Origin of the sequence: Capnocytophaga sp. oral taxon 380 str. F0488 (assembly GCF_000318255.2) — a bacterium.
In the GTDB taxonomy this organism is placed as follows: Bacteria; Bacteroidota; Bacteroidia; order Flavobacteriales; family Flavobacteriaceae; genus Capnocytophaga; species Capnocytophaga ochracea.
In genome coordinates, this window is sequence record NZ_KB291213.1 from 24,626 (window position 1) to 40,087 (window position 15,462).

A 15,462-nucleotide genomic window follows, 5' to 3' on the forward strand; every position below is an offset into this window, starting at 1 on the left:
GTGGCTCTACAGTGGGTCTACAGTGGGTCTACAAGGGTCACTAATGATACATTCACCGAACACTAGCTGAATATCAACGATTTCTTACCTTTGAGAATTGGCTTTTTCGGTAGAATGAAGGTTTTACCTACTAAAAAACAATCGTCTCTCTTTTATGAGGATATACCCCACAAGTAGCGCGAATAAGCCTGTTTGTATCAGTTTGCTATCGGGGTGGGTGGCGAAGATTTCGTTGGAAACATTGGCTACCAAATGGAACAATATGGCTACCAGCACGTTGCGCCCCGATTTGTAATACAGCCAGTTGATGATAAACACAAAGGCAAACAGACTCACAAAAAAGTTGGCTGTATAGAGCCACCCCTCAGCTTGTATGTTGCTTTGGTAGTAGTCTTTTACAAAGAATAAGGGCAAATGCCACAACCCCCAATACACGGTAAAGATAAGCGATGAGGTGAACAAGCTCCACCTACTGCGCAAGGCATCAGTGCCGTAAGTATGCCAAGCCAATTCTTCGAGCACCGGCGCCAAACAGAGCACAAACCAAGCGTTGAAAGGCGCTGAACTGAAACTAGGCTCTCCCGAAATGTAAAACTGGTCGAGGCTATGCCCTAAATCGAGCGAAAGTAGCTGTGCCACCACAATGGAAAGGGGTGGAAACAAGAGGGTAATCCAAAAATAGCGGTTGGTGAGCAAATTTCTGCCAATAAAACGCGCTTTGAGGTCAGTTAAGAGCTCCTTATTGCGTGCAAAGAGGTAGGTAGCCACGCCCATAGGAGATAACAAACCTGCCAATTCAAAAAAGCCTGTCCAAAAAGCATTAGGTGCTTTTGGCTGGTGGCTCCAATAAGCCACCACAAACCACAATACCCAAGGAATCACAAGGGAAAGGGTAAAAAACAAAATAGGGTGATTATACTTTTTCATTTTATTTAGATAAGAGATAAGAGGTAAAAGATAAGAAGTTAGAATTCTATTTATAACTGATATTTGGTATGATAAGAGTAGCTTTGCTGAGCTCTATTTATCCAGTTTGGTCATAAATAGTACCCCTAAGTGTTTGGGTAATATCTTGTGCGTGTGCTACAAGCGGAAGCACTAAAAGAAGAACGATGTTCAAAAAGGTTTTCATTGCGTAATACGTTTAAAATTCGGGTGCAAAAGTATGGTGGAAAACAAGGTGCATCGCCCAAGCGTGAGGGAATGGACGCTTTTTTAATGACGAATTACAAATGACGAATTACGAATGACGAGAGACGAGAGATGAATGACGAATGGCAGTGAGGCAAGAGGTTAGGGAGGTTTTATTCGCCGGAAGAATTGTGCAGGGCGGACAGATAGGAGGAAGTGAAAAGAGGGGATAGCGTAAGAGTTTGGACGTGCTAAACTATGCTTCTCGCTCCTAATTCAGAAATTCACTTGGTGTTTTACCCGTAATCTTCTTGAAAACTTGGTTAAAAGAAGACTTAGAGTTAAAGCCCGCTTCATAGGCAAGCCCCAAAAGATTAAAATTCTTATCAATGTCTTTCTTCGCCAAAGTGATAAACTCTTCGACACGATAGCTGTTCACAAAGTCATAAAAATTCTTTTCTTCGTATTGATTGATAATTTGTGAAAGGTGGTTAGGAAGTACACCTAACATTTCAGCTAATTGAGCTAAGGAGAGTTTAGGTTCGAGATAAGGTTTTTCGGTAGTCATTAGTGTGAGCAGCTGTTGGTGTAAGCTGGTTCCATCTTCCGCCTTCAATCCGGATTTGCGGTATTCAGGAGTTTTGGAGAATGAAGAAGGTTCAATATTGTCTGACCTATGAGAATTGTCAGACAAGACTAAATTCTTTATAAAAGGCTTTTGTTTTTCAACACTAAAAATTCCCTGATGCCGTATGCCCCAGAAGCCAATAAGCCCTATAAGTAAGACAAAGAGTGCTAAGAAAATAAGTTCTATATTAACTCCTATCTCTATTTCTAAGAGAAATTGCACTATATATCCCACTATCATCACTGAGAAAATCAGCCCGAACCCAATGAGCAACAGTCGTAGCCATTGCAAACTAATACCTTCGTTATAGCCAAAATTGTCGCCTATTACCCGCTCATACTGATTGATTTTCTGATAAGCCAATACAATATACACCACACTCACGGTCACAAAAGCTACAAACGAAGTTGTAAATAACCATTGATATGGGCTATGGTAATCAGCTTGGTCTATCATTGCTTTTTCAGTCGCCGAATAGCCAAAAAGAAAGGGAAACATCACAACGTAGGTGAAGAAAAAAGGTAAAAAGTGCAAGCTATCGCGCCAATGAAAATGTTGGTCTTCACGTGAACACACCAATACGTACAAATATACAAAAGGAGCAAACAAAAGCGGAAAAGGGTGCGTCGCTCCTACTAAATGAGGATATTTCTCCCAATAGCCCAAATAATGCAGGTAGTAATTCAGCAGATAAATACCAATGCACACCAACCATATCCCCAGCACCTTATCCGATAAGGCTTTAGGGTGTTTGGTAAAGAGCAATACAGAGAGGAAAAAGCAAAGGAAAATGCCGATAGTAAAGAGCGTGTTCATTATTATCTTTGTTGTTATTAATGGCGCAAATATAAAGATAATCCAATAACTTTACTACTTAATGATAAATAAATGAAAAAATATAACAAATATTTAGTGAATAAGGCTTCTAAAATGAATAAAAAAACGAGAGCTAAATAGAAGTATTTTTCTATTTAGCTCTCGTTCTATAATGAGATTATAATGTGGAGTCGGAGAGAATCGAACTCTCGTCCAAATAAGTCATCAAAAAGCTTTCTACATACTTAGTCCTCGTTTGATTTTCGTCGCAAAACTGACCGAGCACCGCCCATTTTGCGCTTAGCTTCCTTTGCTTAAGAACCGTTAGCAGAAGCGTACCGCAGGTTCAATGTTGACTTTTATGGTACCTCTGTACGAAACGCCGTCAACAAGGGCTTTTCAGAGACATCTCGCTTCCCTACCTTGTAGGGACTTAGCCAGCAATCTTACTAAACTTCAGATTAGGCAGCAAGAGCGTAGTTATTCTCGCCATTTAAAATTTTGAAATAGAGATTATCGAGCATTCATTTCACAGCTCGGTATGCTTACTATTCAATGCCACTTACTGTCAAAACCGGTCGACCCCAAGTGTTCATTTCTGTAATTCGGTGCAAAGGTACAAAAAATAATCATACTCACAACAATTACCCCCCTTTTTTATTTCATAATCCCTCTTTATTCTCCTACCTTCCACTAGCATACGCCTACCAGAGAGAAGAGAAAATGCTATTTAATCACTTCCCCTTCAATAATTTAGATAGCACTCTTCTTCTATTGACATTCAATACACCAACGTATTCACTTCTCTTTACTTTCGATTTATTATCCTCAAAATCACTTCTTACTCCCCTCTCTTAACTCCTCATTTTTAACTATTTACACACCCTTTCTATACCAATCTTCCAAGATTCGTATAAGCTTCCTATAAGCTCTCTATAAGCTAACCCCACCCGCTTCCTATAAGCTCCCTATAAGCTAAGACTCCACCCTCCTCACAGCCTTTTTTTATCAAAAACCCCCATCTAATAGCCTTTTTTCATCAAAAACCCTCCCTCCTCCTAACAGCCTTTTCTCTTCAAAATTCCCTTCAACCTCTTTTGATATTTTTCGTTTTCCTCCGATAACTCCGAGCCTTTCCAAGTTTCTCTATTCTCCCTCTGCTGGTGCTTTTCTTGTAGCCTGTACCTCATTTTCTAATTTCCAAATTCGATAATTTTCCCTCTGCCTGTGTGGTTCACATTGCGCGTCGTGCACAACTAATTTGTAGTGAGTCCGCCATCTACGACGAGCACAGTGCCTGTAATCCACGAAGCATTGTCGCTGGCTAAGAATACACAAGCTTGGGCTATATCTTCAGGCGTGCCAATGTGTTGCAACGGGTAGATTTCCTTTACCATAGCCTCAAAAGCGGCTTGTTTTTCGGGGGTGAGAGCTTGCAAATTGCGGTTGAATTGCGGTGTAGAAATACTCCCAGGGGCAATGGCATTTACGCGTACGCCCAAGTGTCCCACCTCAAAAGCCAACGCCTTGGTAAAAGAGTTTAACGCTCCTTTAGTAGCCGAATAGACGGTAGTCGCGCGGTTAGGAAGCATTCGGTGCGCAAAATACGACGAGATATTAATAACATTCCCCTTGCTTTTCACCAGAGCAGGAAGCAGACTTTGGGTAAGGAAATAAGGCGCTTTTACATTGAGGTTGAAGTGAGCATCGTATAAGGCATCGTCCACTTGCTCAAAAGGCACGAACTTGCCTAAACCGGCGTTGTTTACTAAAATATCTACCGCAGGTAGCAGTTGCTCAATGTTTTTCACTACCTCAGTTACTGTCTCTGTTTTTGATAAATCAGCAAAGAGGGTGTGTACTTGCACGCCAAACTCATTTAGTAGCTCTTGTTGGGCTCTTTGTAGTTTCTCAGGGTCTTTACCTATGAGCAATAGGTTAGCCCCTTCACGGGCAAAGGCTTTGGCTATTCCTAAACCAATACCATCACTTCCGCCGGTAATTACGGCATTCTTGTTGTTTAAGTTTTTCATTTTGATATTTGTTTATTGATTTTACATTTTCTTCTTTTATACCATTTTACTAAGGAAACATAAAGTACTGCCTGAGGAAATGATATTGCGTAAGAGGTTAAAAACTTCAGTCCCCAATCATTCCAAAGATTAAACTTATCGCTTGTAATAAAGCTGTTTACCAAGCAAAGCGGTGTTGCTATAAAAAAGACAAATTGCAGAGTTTGTTTAAGTTCTGTATTCATTTGTTAATTATCTTCTTTAATTGTAGATTATTTACAAAATGCAAAGGTAAAGTATTTATTTGTATATTTGCAACTTATTTCGTAATTTATTTACAATCTATGGCAAAAGAAGTACAAAAAGAACTCTTGCTAGACTTTGATTTTCTGCGGAAATTGGTAGTGGGCATAGGGGAAGTATCGCAAATCACTGGTATCCCTACCCGACAAATACGCTATTGGGAAGAGAAAGGAATTATCAGCAGTTTGACAGAAGAGGAAGGAAAAAACCGCCGATATGATTACCTTAATATCAAAAAAATACTCCTCATCAAAGAACTCCTTGATGAGGGGTACACGTTAGATGCTTCAGTAGAGAAAGTAAAGAAGCGTATGGCGATGATAGAGGAAACACTCTCCAAGATGAATCAATTAGTTAATAAGCAGGTGAGTTGATGAGAACAATAAGTAGGCAAGAGGCTATTACACTGAGATTGTTACACCAGCAATTGCTTTCTCCTCAATATGAAAAACCTGAGGATACTGTAATGTGGCAAGGGGCTATGCAAGCACAGGATTATAACTATTTTCGTTGGGCGATAGGTATACGGCAATGTACTCCGCAATTAGCTCAACTCCAAGAGGCTTTTGCTAAGGCTGAACTTTTGCGTCTTCATCTCTTGCGTTGTACGGTGCAAGTGATGAGCAAAACGGATATAGGCTGGTTACTTCCCTTATGCAAGGAACGCAACCTGAGTACTTTGCAATCTTGGCAAAAGAGTATCAGTACAGCGTTTGCCCAAAATTACTTTGAGGAGGTAACCCACGCTCTACGTGAATTGTTCGTTGGTGGTAAGTCATTGTCTAAAAAAGCTATTGCTAACAGACTCACAGCTTTGGGACTTTTACCTGATGACAAACTGCTCAACCCTTTATTATTGCGTGCTGAGATTGAAGGACTTTTGTGTTCGGGGGTGATGCAAGGCAAGGAAGCTACTTGGGCTCTATTGTCGGAAAGAGTGCCCACAACAACTGTTATTACCCTTGATGAAGCTTCGAAACGACTGGCACAGAAGTATTTCAGGAGTCATTCGCCTGCCTCATTAGAGGATTTCACGTGGTGGTCGGGATTGCCTAAAATGCAATGTAAGAAAGCTATAGAGGGGATTGCCTCTGAATTAGAAGAAGTTTTGGTAGAAAGTACTCCAATGTATCTGTATCGCAATAACTTTGAAGCTACCGATTACGCAAAAACAATGCATTTACTTCCGCCGTACGATGAGTATCTGATAGGCTATAAAAGCCGTTGGGTAGCTCTCGACAAAAAGCACGAAGCAAAGGCACATAATAAGTTTGGTATATTCAAACCGGTTATTCTGCACGAAGGCAGAGTTGTAGGCAATTGGAAAGCGAGTATTGATAAACAAGCAACTAACTTAACTACCGACCTTTTTACTGAGAAAACCAAAGTAAGGAAACGGAGTTTGCAAGAGGCTACTGAGCAACTTGTAAGGTTTTGTAAAAAAGATAACTAATTTTCTACTTAAAAAATTTGCTCATTTGTTAATTATATATTACCTTTGCAGCATATAAAATATTAATAATATAATTATGAAAAAAGTACTTTTAATGGGAGTGTTAGCTTCCTTTATGCTAGCGAGCTGTGGTACAGCTAAATCACCAGAGATGAAACGCTTGGAAAAACAACAACAAGCCTTGAAACTCAATACTGAGCTCAACGAATTGCAAATGAAACTCACTCAAGAGCAAACCAATAATCAGTCGTTGCAAACTGAGGCTACACAAGCTAATGAAGAAGCTACCAATCGTACGGATGCTTTTAGTGATGCGAGTTCGGCTTCGGCAAGTGCTAAAAAAGCGAACAAAGCTGAAAAGGCTTTGCGCAAAGCTAGTAAAGCTAATAAGCAATTAGCAAAAAGTAATCGCCGTATTGAGAAATTGCAAAAAGACATCACTAAATTGCAAGAAAAGATAACTAAACTAAATGCTGAAGTAGAATTTAGCAAATAGATGCAAGTTAGATGTTTTATTAAAAAATCCTTGTATGGTATATACCACACAAGGATTTTTATTTATTGCTTGTCGTGCTACGACCTAATTATTACTTACTTCAAAGGTTACTTCTATATTCCCACGAGTAGAGTTAGAATACGGACAAACTTGGTCGGCTTTTGCTACAAGTTCCTTAGCTTGTTCAAGCGACACATTAGGTATATTCACTTGTAAGGTTACGCCGAAAATAAAACCGCCGTTGTTCAGCTTTCCAATAGATACGTGTGCTGTTACAGCGGTCTCACCAGTGGTTATTTTAGTTTGTCTAATAACCAAATTCAGTGCGCTGTCGAAACAAGCAGCATAGCCAGCGGCAAAAATCTGCTCAGGATTGGTATAATCGTCGTTAGCTCCGCCTAAGGCTTTAGGAGAACGTATTTCTAGGCTTAATACGCCATTGTCAGAAGTTACTTTTCTGTTGCGACCACCTGTTGCGGTGGCCACTGCTGTGTACATTGCTGTCATCTGTCTTTTTTATTTATGATTAATAATTTGTTTACTAATGTCCTAAGTGTTTCGAGCTATTCCTCACTTAGGGGTATTCTTCACACGGGGAGTTTTTTTTATTGCTTATCGTGCTACGATTCGTGCTACGCCCTAATTACCATATTGTAGTATCATCTCTACAAAAGCAGGGTCTCGGTGAGAAGAGAAAAGCGTTTGCTGGGTGTCGAGAGCGACTATTAGGCTCATATCCTCTGCTGAGAGTTGGAAGTCAAATACATTGAAGTTCTGCTCCATACGCTCCTTGCGCACTGACTTAGGAATGCAGATAATATCCCGTTGCAAAAGATAACGCAAAGCTACTTGGGCAGCACTTTTGTGATACTTTTCACCAATAGTATTGAGAGTAGGATTGGCAAAGAAATCGTTTTTACCCTCTGCAAAAGGTCCCCACGACATTAGTTTGGTGTCGTATTTCTTCATTAGCTCTTGGAGGTCTTGCTGTTGGTAGAATACGTGTGTTTCCATTTGGTTTACAGCAGGTTTTATCTCGCAGTGGTATGCCAAATCGAGGTATCTATCGGCATAGAAGTTGCTCACCCCAATAGCGCGCACTTTGCCCTCTTTGTAGGCTTCTTCCATAGCGCGATAAGAGCCATAATAGTCGCCAAAAGGTTGGTGAATGAGCAAGAGGTCTATATAATCAGTTTGGAGTTTGCGCAAAGAGGTTTCGATAGAGGCTTTTGCCTTTTCATAGCCTGCATTGCTTATCCACACTTTGGTAACGATAAAGAACTCTTTACGGTCGATACCACTTTTCTTAATAGCATTGCCTACGCCCTCTTCATTTTTGTAGATTTGGGCTGTGTCAATCATTCGGTAGCCTACCGAAATAGCATCGCTTACGCAACGCTCACATTCTTTTGGGTCTACTTGGAATACTCCATAACCCAATAGAGGCATTTGTACCCCATTGTTTAATTGGATGTTTTTCATTTGTAATTCTTATTTTTAATTTTTGACTCTGCAAAGATAAACAATTTTTATAAAAGATTCTTATACAAAAGTCGGTAGTTTCTACAATTTTTCCCTTTAATCTGTTATAAAACAATCTCTTTGGTAACTCTATTATTGGGTCTATCGAGGGCTGTAACTACTATCTTACTACCTGAAAAAGCAGGGTTCAGGGCAGTAGTAGCGTATTGCCAAATGTCAGCGGTAAGTACAGCATTGCCTTCTTCAACGGTTTCCTCACCGTGCGATATCGTCACTTTCACCTGAACAACCTTAAAATTATCACTTACTTCAATGGTTATAAGCTCTCCTTTTTGGGTACCTGTATAGGCTTCGGCGTTGATGTGGCTGATTTCAGGAGCTTTGAGATAGTCGGACACTGCCATATTATAAGCGTTGATAACACGGCGTCGTTTAGCTTCTGCTGTATATAAGTCTTTCAGAACAGGGTCTTGCAAAGCGTTTTTGGCATAGGTGCTAGCGAGCCTAAATCGGTTATTTTGCGAGATGAGAGTAGGGTGAGTAGTGGGCTTTCGGCGGGGTTTAGCAACAACAATAATCTTATCGCCTACTCTGCGGTATACTACTTGGTTGCCGAGTTTCCCCGAGATGCCTTGCATTGCTAAGTTGTCTTTTATTTTTGCCATAGGTCTATTAGTTAATTTGTCCTTTTGTTAATTAGTACTGCAAAATTATAAAACATTTACTGAATTAGCAAATGTGCCCATCTGCTCTCCGGTTTAAGACTGTTTATCGTTCGGTGTAGACCCACTGTAGAGCCACTGTAGACCCACTGTAGAGCCACTGTAGAGCCACTGTAGACCCACTGTAAAGCCACTGTGGGTTCGGTATAGCTTCGGTGTAGATAGCAATAAAATTCTCTGTATGGTTTTAATAGGTAAATATTCGAAATTTCATTTTTATAAGACGTTTACTTAATGCTATTTCAAAGGGTTAAGCCTTATACTTCCCTCTTTTCCAAATTTCTATTGAGTTAATAATGTTCTGCCACAAAATATAGCAGCCAGGACCTACGGTGGAAAGAGGGTGTAGGTAAGTAGTAGCTATCCAAATGGCAAAAGCCGTATTCTTTTGTCCTAAGGCTTGTCCTGCCTCAATCGAAGCTTCAAAAAACCGACCTATATACCGCCCAATAGCGTATTGCATTAGGCATAATAGTAACCCCAAAAAAGCAATGAGCAATAAAAAACCTATCCCCGATTGTGCGTGGAAGATATTTTTAAGAGTCGTACCGGTAACAATCATCAGTGAACAACCCCAAAGATAGAAGGAGAGGTCGGGAATGTGTATCAGCCATTGGTGAAAGCGGTGAAGTTGTGGTACAATCTTGGTAAGTAGTGCTAAGAGCATAGGCACAACCAACACCAAACACACTTTCTGCATTATGAGCGAGAATGCAGTCCAAAAAGTAAACTCCGATGCAGGTTCTATCAGCGGGAAACAAATCGGAATCAGTAGGGCGCAAAGCAGATTAGAGAGGAAAGTGTAGGTGGTCATCTGTTCCAAATTGCCCCCAAGTTTTAAGGTTACTACGGCTGCGGCTGCGGCACAAGGGGCTATCACACAAGCAAGAATGCTCTCCAAGAGTATCAACTCCTTTCCACCAATCCGAAAATAAAGAATCACCCCTACAATCGCTGCTACCAAAACGATTTGGAAGAGACTTGCCCAAAAGTGCCATCGTACAGGCAACAACTTTTTAAAGTTTACCTTGCAGAAAGTAACGTACAGTATCAGGAACATAAACAGAGGCAGTATGGTGTCGAACGTAGGAGCAAGTTTTTGTGAGAGAGTATCCAATGCAGGCACGTAGTAAAATATGAGATATACCAAAGCGCCTATGCCCATAGAAATAGGCAGTGTCCAATTCTTTATAAAACGAATGAGTGTAAGCATTTTAAATTTACCGATGAGCTAATGATTTAAGGCTACAAAAGTACAAATAATTTGCCAATCAAACTACCTGTACAACTCGTATTTAAAATTTCTAATTTGTCAATTTGCTGATTTCTCTCTATCTTTGCCCTCAATTTACCGATTGTTAATGAACAAATTAAGACATTTCTATGAAACAGCTTTTATCACTTATTGCTATTCTTTCAGTATCAGCTCTTTTGGCTCAAAATCCTTTTGAAAAAGAAATCTTGCAATCTAAGTACACTATCGATTCTATAGTAGCAACCGAAAAACTACTTCTTTACAAGAGAGAAGCAGCCGTTCAGCAGTCGCTAAAAGAGGGCAAGATTACCAAAGAGCAAAGTGCAAAAATGCTCAAAGAGATTAAGGAAGTAAGCGAACTGAGCACTAAACAGAAAACCTATAAAGAAGGCTTACGACTATCTGCTCTTATCCAGCAAAGGGCTACTGAACTCAGTATGGACACCCTGCAAAAAAACGCAACGCTCGATAGTCTTATATCTACTGAGCCGAAAGAGAACTATATACAAACTGTTCAACAGTTAGATTCATTGCCCAATAAATATAATGAAAATAAACACGGAGTTACAGTAGCTATTCATTTGGCTATCGGATTACAGTCTGTAACCAATGATAAAACTTACTTTAACCCCTATTTAAATACAGAATTAGGACTTGTTTTTACCTCTCAATTGTATAAAAAGAAACAACTTTCCCTCAATTACGGCTTAGTGTGGCAAAGCAATAGACTGAACATAAAAGGTAATAATTATCTCATTTCAGAAAATGGTGACACAAAATTAGTACCTTTTTCTAAGCCTTTAGACCGAGGTAAACTGCGTGTTAATTACCTCATCTTGCCTATTGAATTACAAAAGAATTTTAAGTCAAAAATACATATAGGAGGAGGCGCTTACTTTGGCGCACTCATCGATGTAAACCAAAAGATAAAATACACTGAGGGAGACGACCATTTAAAACTATTTCTTCGCAATGGTTTGAAAGTAAATAAATTCACCTACGGACTATCAGCTCAAGTGGGCAACAAATGGTTTTCGATTTATGCTAAATACAGTTTAGCTCCCTTATTCGAAAATAGCCCTAACAATATACACCCTTTTTCAATAGGTATAAAATTTTAGTAGAATATGACAAAACGTTTCCTCCTTTTCCAGCTGATACTTTTTGCGCTCCCTTGTTTTGCTCAACAAAGGGTGGTAAACAATCATCACGAGTCTGTTGAATACGTAAATATAGGCATAGTAGGCACCAATAAAGGTATTATTAGCGATGAAAATGGTTACTTTTCGCTCGAAAAGCTCGGGGCAAAGCCCACTGATAGCATTTATTTTTCACATTTGAGCTATCAACATAAAGTATTAGCTTATCGTGATATCAAAAAAGAAGTGCAACTCACCGAAGCAGTAATTAACCTTCCCACTACTACCCTAACAATGAAAACACCTAAAATACGCTATGTAAAAAGTAAAGGAGTAACTACCTTTTTTACTCTTTATGGCGAAATGAAGCGGTATTTTCAGCAACACGGCGGCGTCCTCTCAGAATTAGGCGATTTCATTTCGCTTTCTAACGACACTCAGCTTACCGAGTTCAGTATTGAGATTAGGAAAAGTACCTTTTATATGGCAGTCTTGCGCGTAGTAGTGTACCAAACCGATAAGGAGCACAAAAACTTCACTCCGCTTATCAAAGAACCTATTTACATTCATTTATTCCCTTCTGATAACCCACAAACTTTCACTCATAAGCTATCAGTATTAGTACCCAAAGGCGAAATGTGGGTAGGTGTACAGTTTGTGGAAGTGAGAGGTAAAGATGATGCTACTATTACCTTCAACGCTACTACCAACAAGTGCTGGTTACGCTTCCCTGATAATACAATCAGGCAAGTGAATGGAGGCTTCGGAATTCCCTTTACTGTAAAAGGCTACGACATCATCAAACAATAAAAGCCAACTTTGCCAAAGTTAAATAATTTGCTAATTGACAAATTTTCTAATTATTTTCCAACCTTTTTATTTTTTCTTCGTTTATAAGGGCAAATTGGAAGACTTATGAAAAAGAAAATATTTACATCTGCTAAACTATTGTTAATGGGAGTTATCCTATTGTGCTACCTTGTTTTTAGCGCTTGTTCAGCTCTCACACTTGAGTTTGAAGAGAGGGACTTGACCATTACAAATCTTGACGGCAAGACTATTCCCATAAGAGTTGAGCTTGCTCGCTCCATACGAGAGATGTCAAAAGGTTATATGGGGCGTGAGAATATTCCCGAAGGAACGGGTATGCTTTTTATCTTTAAAAGAGACGAAAAGTTAAGCTTTTGGATGAAAGATACGCCTACTCCCCTTTCGATTGCGTTCATTAACTCAAATGGCGAAATTCGCGAAACACGCGATATGACACCGTTCAGCCATCAAAGTGTGGACTCATCGGAACCTGTGCGTTATGCTCTTGAAGTGCCTCAAGGATGGTTTAAAAAAAACAACATAGGAAAGGGCTGTACAATCAAACTGCCGTAACCGATGAAGTTGAACAATCTCCTGTTTTTCTACATCGTACTTAATTTGAACCTTAAAAAGAATAAATCATTCATCATTTAAAGAAAAATGCAAATCGACCATCGTCTCATCGAGAAAGCCCAGCGCAACGACCGCTTAGCGCAAAAGCAGTTGTACGACCAGTACGCTCCTGCTTTGCTGAGTGTGTGCAGGCTGTACATTAGTGATTTGCAATTCGCCGAAGATGCCTTACTGAAAGCCTTTTTCAAGATATTTACCAGTCTCTCTAAATATGAAGAACAAGAACACTTCTATGCGTGGATACGCAGGATTACTGTAAATGAATGTATAGATTTTCTCAAAAGCAAAGCGCAAAAGCTATCCTTCACCGATTGGAGCGATACTTACGACACTATCGACGAGAGTGAGTTAGACAATGAATCTTTTAACGATGAACAAATACAAGCCTTTATAGATAAACTTCCTTCTGCCTGTCGTACCATTTTTAACCTTTATGTGTTTGAAAATGAATCTCACAAGCAGATAGCAGAGAAGTTAGGTATTAGTGAAGGCACTTCTAAATCGCAATTGGCTTATGCCAAAAAACTTTTACAACAATACGTTACAAACTATAAAAAAAGAGCTTAAAAAATGTGGAAAGATAGCATACAACGCCTATTTAGGTATCGGAAAATCACCCCCTCACCTACCCTATGGGAACAGTTAGAGGCGCAATTAGCCGAGAGTGAAGCCCAACAAGTAAGGCATAAAAGCCGAAAAGTGTGGTATTACGCCATAGCTGCCTGCTTGCTTTTGTGCCTCGGGATAGGGTATTTGTTACAACAGCAACAAACCAATACAAACCCTGAATATCAATCGCAGAAAGTAGTAGTTGTAACCACAGAAAAAGAAAACGTATCATCTGTTGGTACTACTATCACTCCTACTACGATAACCGAAACTCCCAAAGTTCCCATAGTTCATAAGAATTTTAGAGCTTTGCCAGCTGCTAAGAGTTCCATAGCTTCTCCTGCCCTCCTCGATATCAATGAGGTAGATACTCTTTTTGCCGAGTATACTGCTGATGCTATTGAAACCAGAATTACAAAACAGATGGAAAAGCAAATAGCAGGGGATTTACAGCAACTATCGGCAGAAGATTTAGCTCTTATCGCTACTACTCAAGCTCAACTCAACCAATATGTAAATCAAAAATACGAGCAAGATGCTACTTTTAACAACATTGAAAGGGACTTGCTTAGAAACAGGGTAAAACTATTAGCTGAAAGGCTACTAAAAGAAGTAGGAACACGCGTTGTTTTAAACAATAAAGACTAAAAATAAATATCAAAATGAGAACATTACATTTTTTATGGGTGATTTGCTTGTTGGCGACAAGCGTCACCTTCGCACAAGACCATTCCAAAGAAGCTATCAAAAAATCGAAATACACGATAGACTCTATTGTATTTGCAGAAAAAGAAACGCTCAAAAAGAAACTTTCAGCCGTAAATCAGTTACTCAAAGAGAAGAAAATCAGTGAAGAACTGAGTCAGCAGATGAAAGAAGAGCTCACGGCTACTACCGAGAAGAATATCAAAGAAAAGACGGCTGCTGAAGCCGAACATTTAGCGAAACTCATACGTGAAGGAGCGACATCAGCCTCCACAGAAACCCAAACCAATACGGTTACCACAGCTAAATCGGATGCGTATAAGCGCGCAATGGAAGAATTAGAAACTATTTTCCGCAAGAAGGAAGAGAAAAAAGTGAATACCAATCGTGCCTTAGACGAAATAGAGCTTTATATGGCAATAGGGTTTCACAACTTAAACAGTAGCAATGGCTTTGGTGACAATCGTTTTAAACCCTTAGGTTCTAAATCGTTTGAATTGGGCTTTACATCAGGGTTTCGCTTGCTTAAAACGAACAATTTGTTGCATATCAACTATGGAATTGCCTGGATGCACGACGGACTCAAATTCAAAGAGAGCGAGTACTTTGTAAGAGAAAACGGCGTAACAAAATCGGTGGAGTATACCGCTAATAAACTTAACAAATCGAAATTGCGCACCAATTACCTCATCGTGCCTGTGGACTTCGAATTCGATTTTACACCTCCTAAAACTAAGAACGGAGTAACCATTTACCCTGTTCACGACAGTTTCAGAGCAGGTTTTGGGGGTTATGTAGGGGTATCTATAGGCAACAGTCAGAAAATAAGATATGACGATGGTTCTATTCATAAAAATGTTATAAGAGAGGACTTAAATATCAGTCCTTGGGTATATGGACTTTCGGCGCATTTAGGATATAAAGATTGTGTGATTTATGCTCGATATAGCCTCGCTCCTCTTTTCCGCAACAATCCTGTAAACGAGTATCCTTTTTCTATAGGGATACGTTTTGGAGATTAAAAGATTTGTTTTATATCTCTTAGCTAAAATTTATTTTCCTGAAAATAGTATTATAATCAAAAAAAACTTTGTACCTTTGCAACGTTGCTTGTAAAGGTACTTTTTTTGTTTGGTATAAAAAGTAGCCTTTTGGACGATTCAAAAGATAACGAAGGATTTCAGAAGTAACATGAGAGAGTTTTTGATGAAAAAAGGGTATTGGAAGGGTGTACTTAGCTTATAGGGAGCTTATAGGAAGCTTATACG

The 15,462-nt window shown here is 39.5% G+C and carries 17 protein-coding genes and 1 other RNA gene; 9 read left to right on the top strand and 9 right to left on the bottom strand.

Features of this window, described 5'->3' with window-relative positions; all coding sequences use genetic code 11:
• Positions 1-123: 123 nt before the first annotated feature.
• From HMPREF9078_RS08055 to HMPREF9078_RS08070, 5 genes are all read right to left on the bottom strand, one after another.
• The gene (locus tag HMPREF9078_RS08055; RefSeq protein ID WP_009420212.1) at positions 124-927 is read right to left on the bottom strand and encodes a CPBP family intramembrane glutamic endopeptidase; all 804 of its coding nucleotides are present in this window, start codon (positions 925-927) and stop codon (positions 124-126) included.
• Between the two features lie 475 nt (positions 928-1,402).
• Positions 1,403-2,575 carry an AraC family transcriptional regulator gene (locus HMPREF9078_RS08060; protein WP_009420214.1) on the bottom strand — a complete coding sequence of 391 codons (1,173 nt, stop codon included), beginning with the start codon at positions 2,573-2,575 and terminating at the stop codon, positions 1,403-1,405.
• A 183-nt stretch (positions 2,576-2,758) separates the two neighbouring features.
• Positions 2,759-3,161: a transfer-messenger RNA gene (gene ssrA / locus HMPREF9078_RS11365) on the bottom strand.
• Between the two features lie 670 nt (positions 3,162-3,831).
• Positions 3,832-4,608: an SDR family NAD(P)-dependent oxidoreductase gene (locus HMPREF9078_RS08065; RefSeq protein ID WP_009420216.1), complete on the bottom strand. Its 777-nt coding sequence runs from the start codon at positions 4,606-4,608 to the stop codon at positions 3,832-3,834.
• Positions 4,605-4,832 carry a hypothetical protein gene (locus HMPREF9078_RS08070; protein WP_009420217.1) on the bottom strand — a complete coding sequence of 76 codons (228 nt, stop codon included), beginning with the start codon at positions 4,830-4,832 and terminating at the stop codon, positions 4,605-4,607. Before HMPREF9078_RS08070 ends, HMPREF9078_RS08065 begins: the two co-directional genes overlap by 4 nt.
• Positions 4,833-4,931: 99 nt before the next feature.
• On the opposite strand from HMPREF9078_RS08070, the gene HMPREF9078_RS08075 reads away from it, so the two are divergent.
• The 3 genes from HMPREF9078_RS08075 (at position 4,932) to HMPREF9078_RS08085 (ending at position 6,839) form a co-directional block, all read left to right on the top strand.
• Entirely contained in the window at positions 4,932-5,264 is a 333-nt protein-coding gene (locus tag HMPREF9078_RS08075) for a MerR family transcriptional regulator (protein ID WP_009420218.1), read from the top strand.
• Entirely contained in the window at positions 5,264-6,343 is a 1,080-nt protein-coding gene (locus HMPREF9078_RS08080) for a winged helix DNA-binding domain-containing protein (RefSeq protein WP_009420219.1), read from the top strand. Before HMPREF9078_RS08075 ends, HMPREF9078_RS08080 begins: the two co-directional genes overlap by 1 nt.
• A gap of 76 nt (positions 6,344-6,419) precedes the next feature.
• On the top strand, positions 6,420-6,839 hold the full coding sequence (locus HMPREF9078_RS08085; RefSeq protein WP_009420220.1) for a hypothetical protein: 420 nt from the start codon (positions 6,420-6,422) through the stop codon (positions 6,837-6,839).
• An 84-nt stretch (positions 6,840-6,923) separates the two neighbouring features.
• Here HMPREF9078_RS08085 and HMPREF9078_RS08090 read toward each other — a convergent pair whose 3' ends face one another.
• From HMPREF9078_RS08090 to HMPREF9078_RS08105, 4 genes are all read right to left on the bottom strand, one after another.
• Positions 6,924-7,346, bottom strand: a complete 423-nt coding sequence (locus HMPREF9078_RS08090) for an organic hydroperoxide resistance protein (protein WP_009417696.1) — start codon at positions 7,344-7,346, stop codon at positions 6,924-6,926.
• A 132-nt stretch (positions 7,347-7,478) separates the two neighbouring features.
• A complete protein-coding gene (locus HMPREF9078_RS08095) occupies positions 7,479-8,321 on the bottom strand; it encodes an aldo/keto reductase (RefSeq protein WP_009420221.1) in 843 nt (280 codons plus the stop codon).
• Positions 8,322-8,425: 104 nt separating this feature from the next.
• Entirely contained in the window at positions 8,426-8,986 is a 561-nt protein-coding gene (locus HMPREF9078_RS08100; protein WP_009420222.1) for a hypothetical protein, read from the bottom strand.
• A 307-nt stretch (positions 8,987-9,293) separates the two neighbouring features.
• Complete coding sequence (locus tag HMPREF9078_RS08105) at positions 9,294-10,256, bottom strand: sodium bile acid symporter family protein (protein ID WP_009420224.1); 963 nt, start codon at positions 10,254-10,256, stop codon at positions 9,294-9,296.
• 170 nt (positions 10,257-10,426) lie between these two features.
• Between HMPREF9078_RS08105 and HMPREF9078_RS08110 the strand changes: the two genes are divergently transcribed.
• The 6 genes from HMPREF9078_RS08110 (at position 10,427) to HMPREF9078_RS08135 (ending at position 15,216) form a co-directional block, all read left to right on the top strand.
• Positions 10,427-11,419 (top strand): outer membrane beta-barrel protein, encoded by a 993-nt coding sequence (locus tag HMPREF9078_RS08110; RefSeq protein ID WP_009420225.1) that lies wholly within the window; start codon positions 10,427-10,429, stop codon positions 11,417-11,419.
• 6 nt (positions 11,420-11,425) lie between these two features.
• Positions 11,426-12,247, top strand: a complete 822-nt coding sequence (locus tag HMPREF9078_RS08115; protein WP_009420226.1) for a carboxypeptidase-like regulatory domain-containing protein — start codon at positions 11,426-11,428, stop codon at positions 12,245-12,247.
• A 105-nt stretch (positions 12,248-12,352) separates the two neighbouring features.
• A complete protein-coding gene (locus tag HMPREF9078_RS08120; RefSeq protein WP_009420227.1) occupies positions 12,353-12,820 on the top strand; it encodes a DUF192 domain-containing protein in 468 nt (155 codons plus the stop codon).
• An 87-nt stretch (positions 12,821-12,907) separates the two neighbouring features.
• On the top strand, positions 12,908-13,447 hold the full coding sequence (locus HMPREF9078_RS08125; RefSeq protein WP_009420228.1) for an RNA polymerase sigma factor: 540 nt from the start codon (positions 12,908-12,910) through the stop codon (positions 13,445-13,447).
• A gap of 3 nt (positions 13,448-13,450) precedes the next feature.
• Positions 13,451-14,137, top strand: coding sequence for a hypothetical protein (locus HMPREF9078_RS08130; RefSeq protein ID WP_009420229.1), 687 nt, complete (start codon positions 13,451-13,453; stop codon positions 14,135-14,137).
• A 14-nt stretch (positions 14,138-14,151) separates the two neighbouring features.
• Entirely contained in the window at positions 14,152-15,216 is a 1,065-nt protein-coding gene (locus tag HMPREF9078_RS08135; RefSeq protein WP_009420230.1) for a TonB-dependent receptor, read from the top strand.
• The last annotated feature ends 246 nt before the right edge of the window (positions 15,217-15,462 follow it).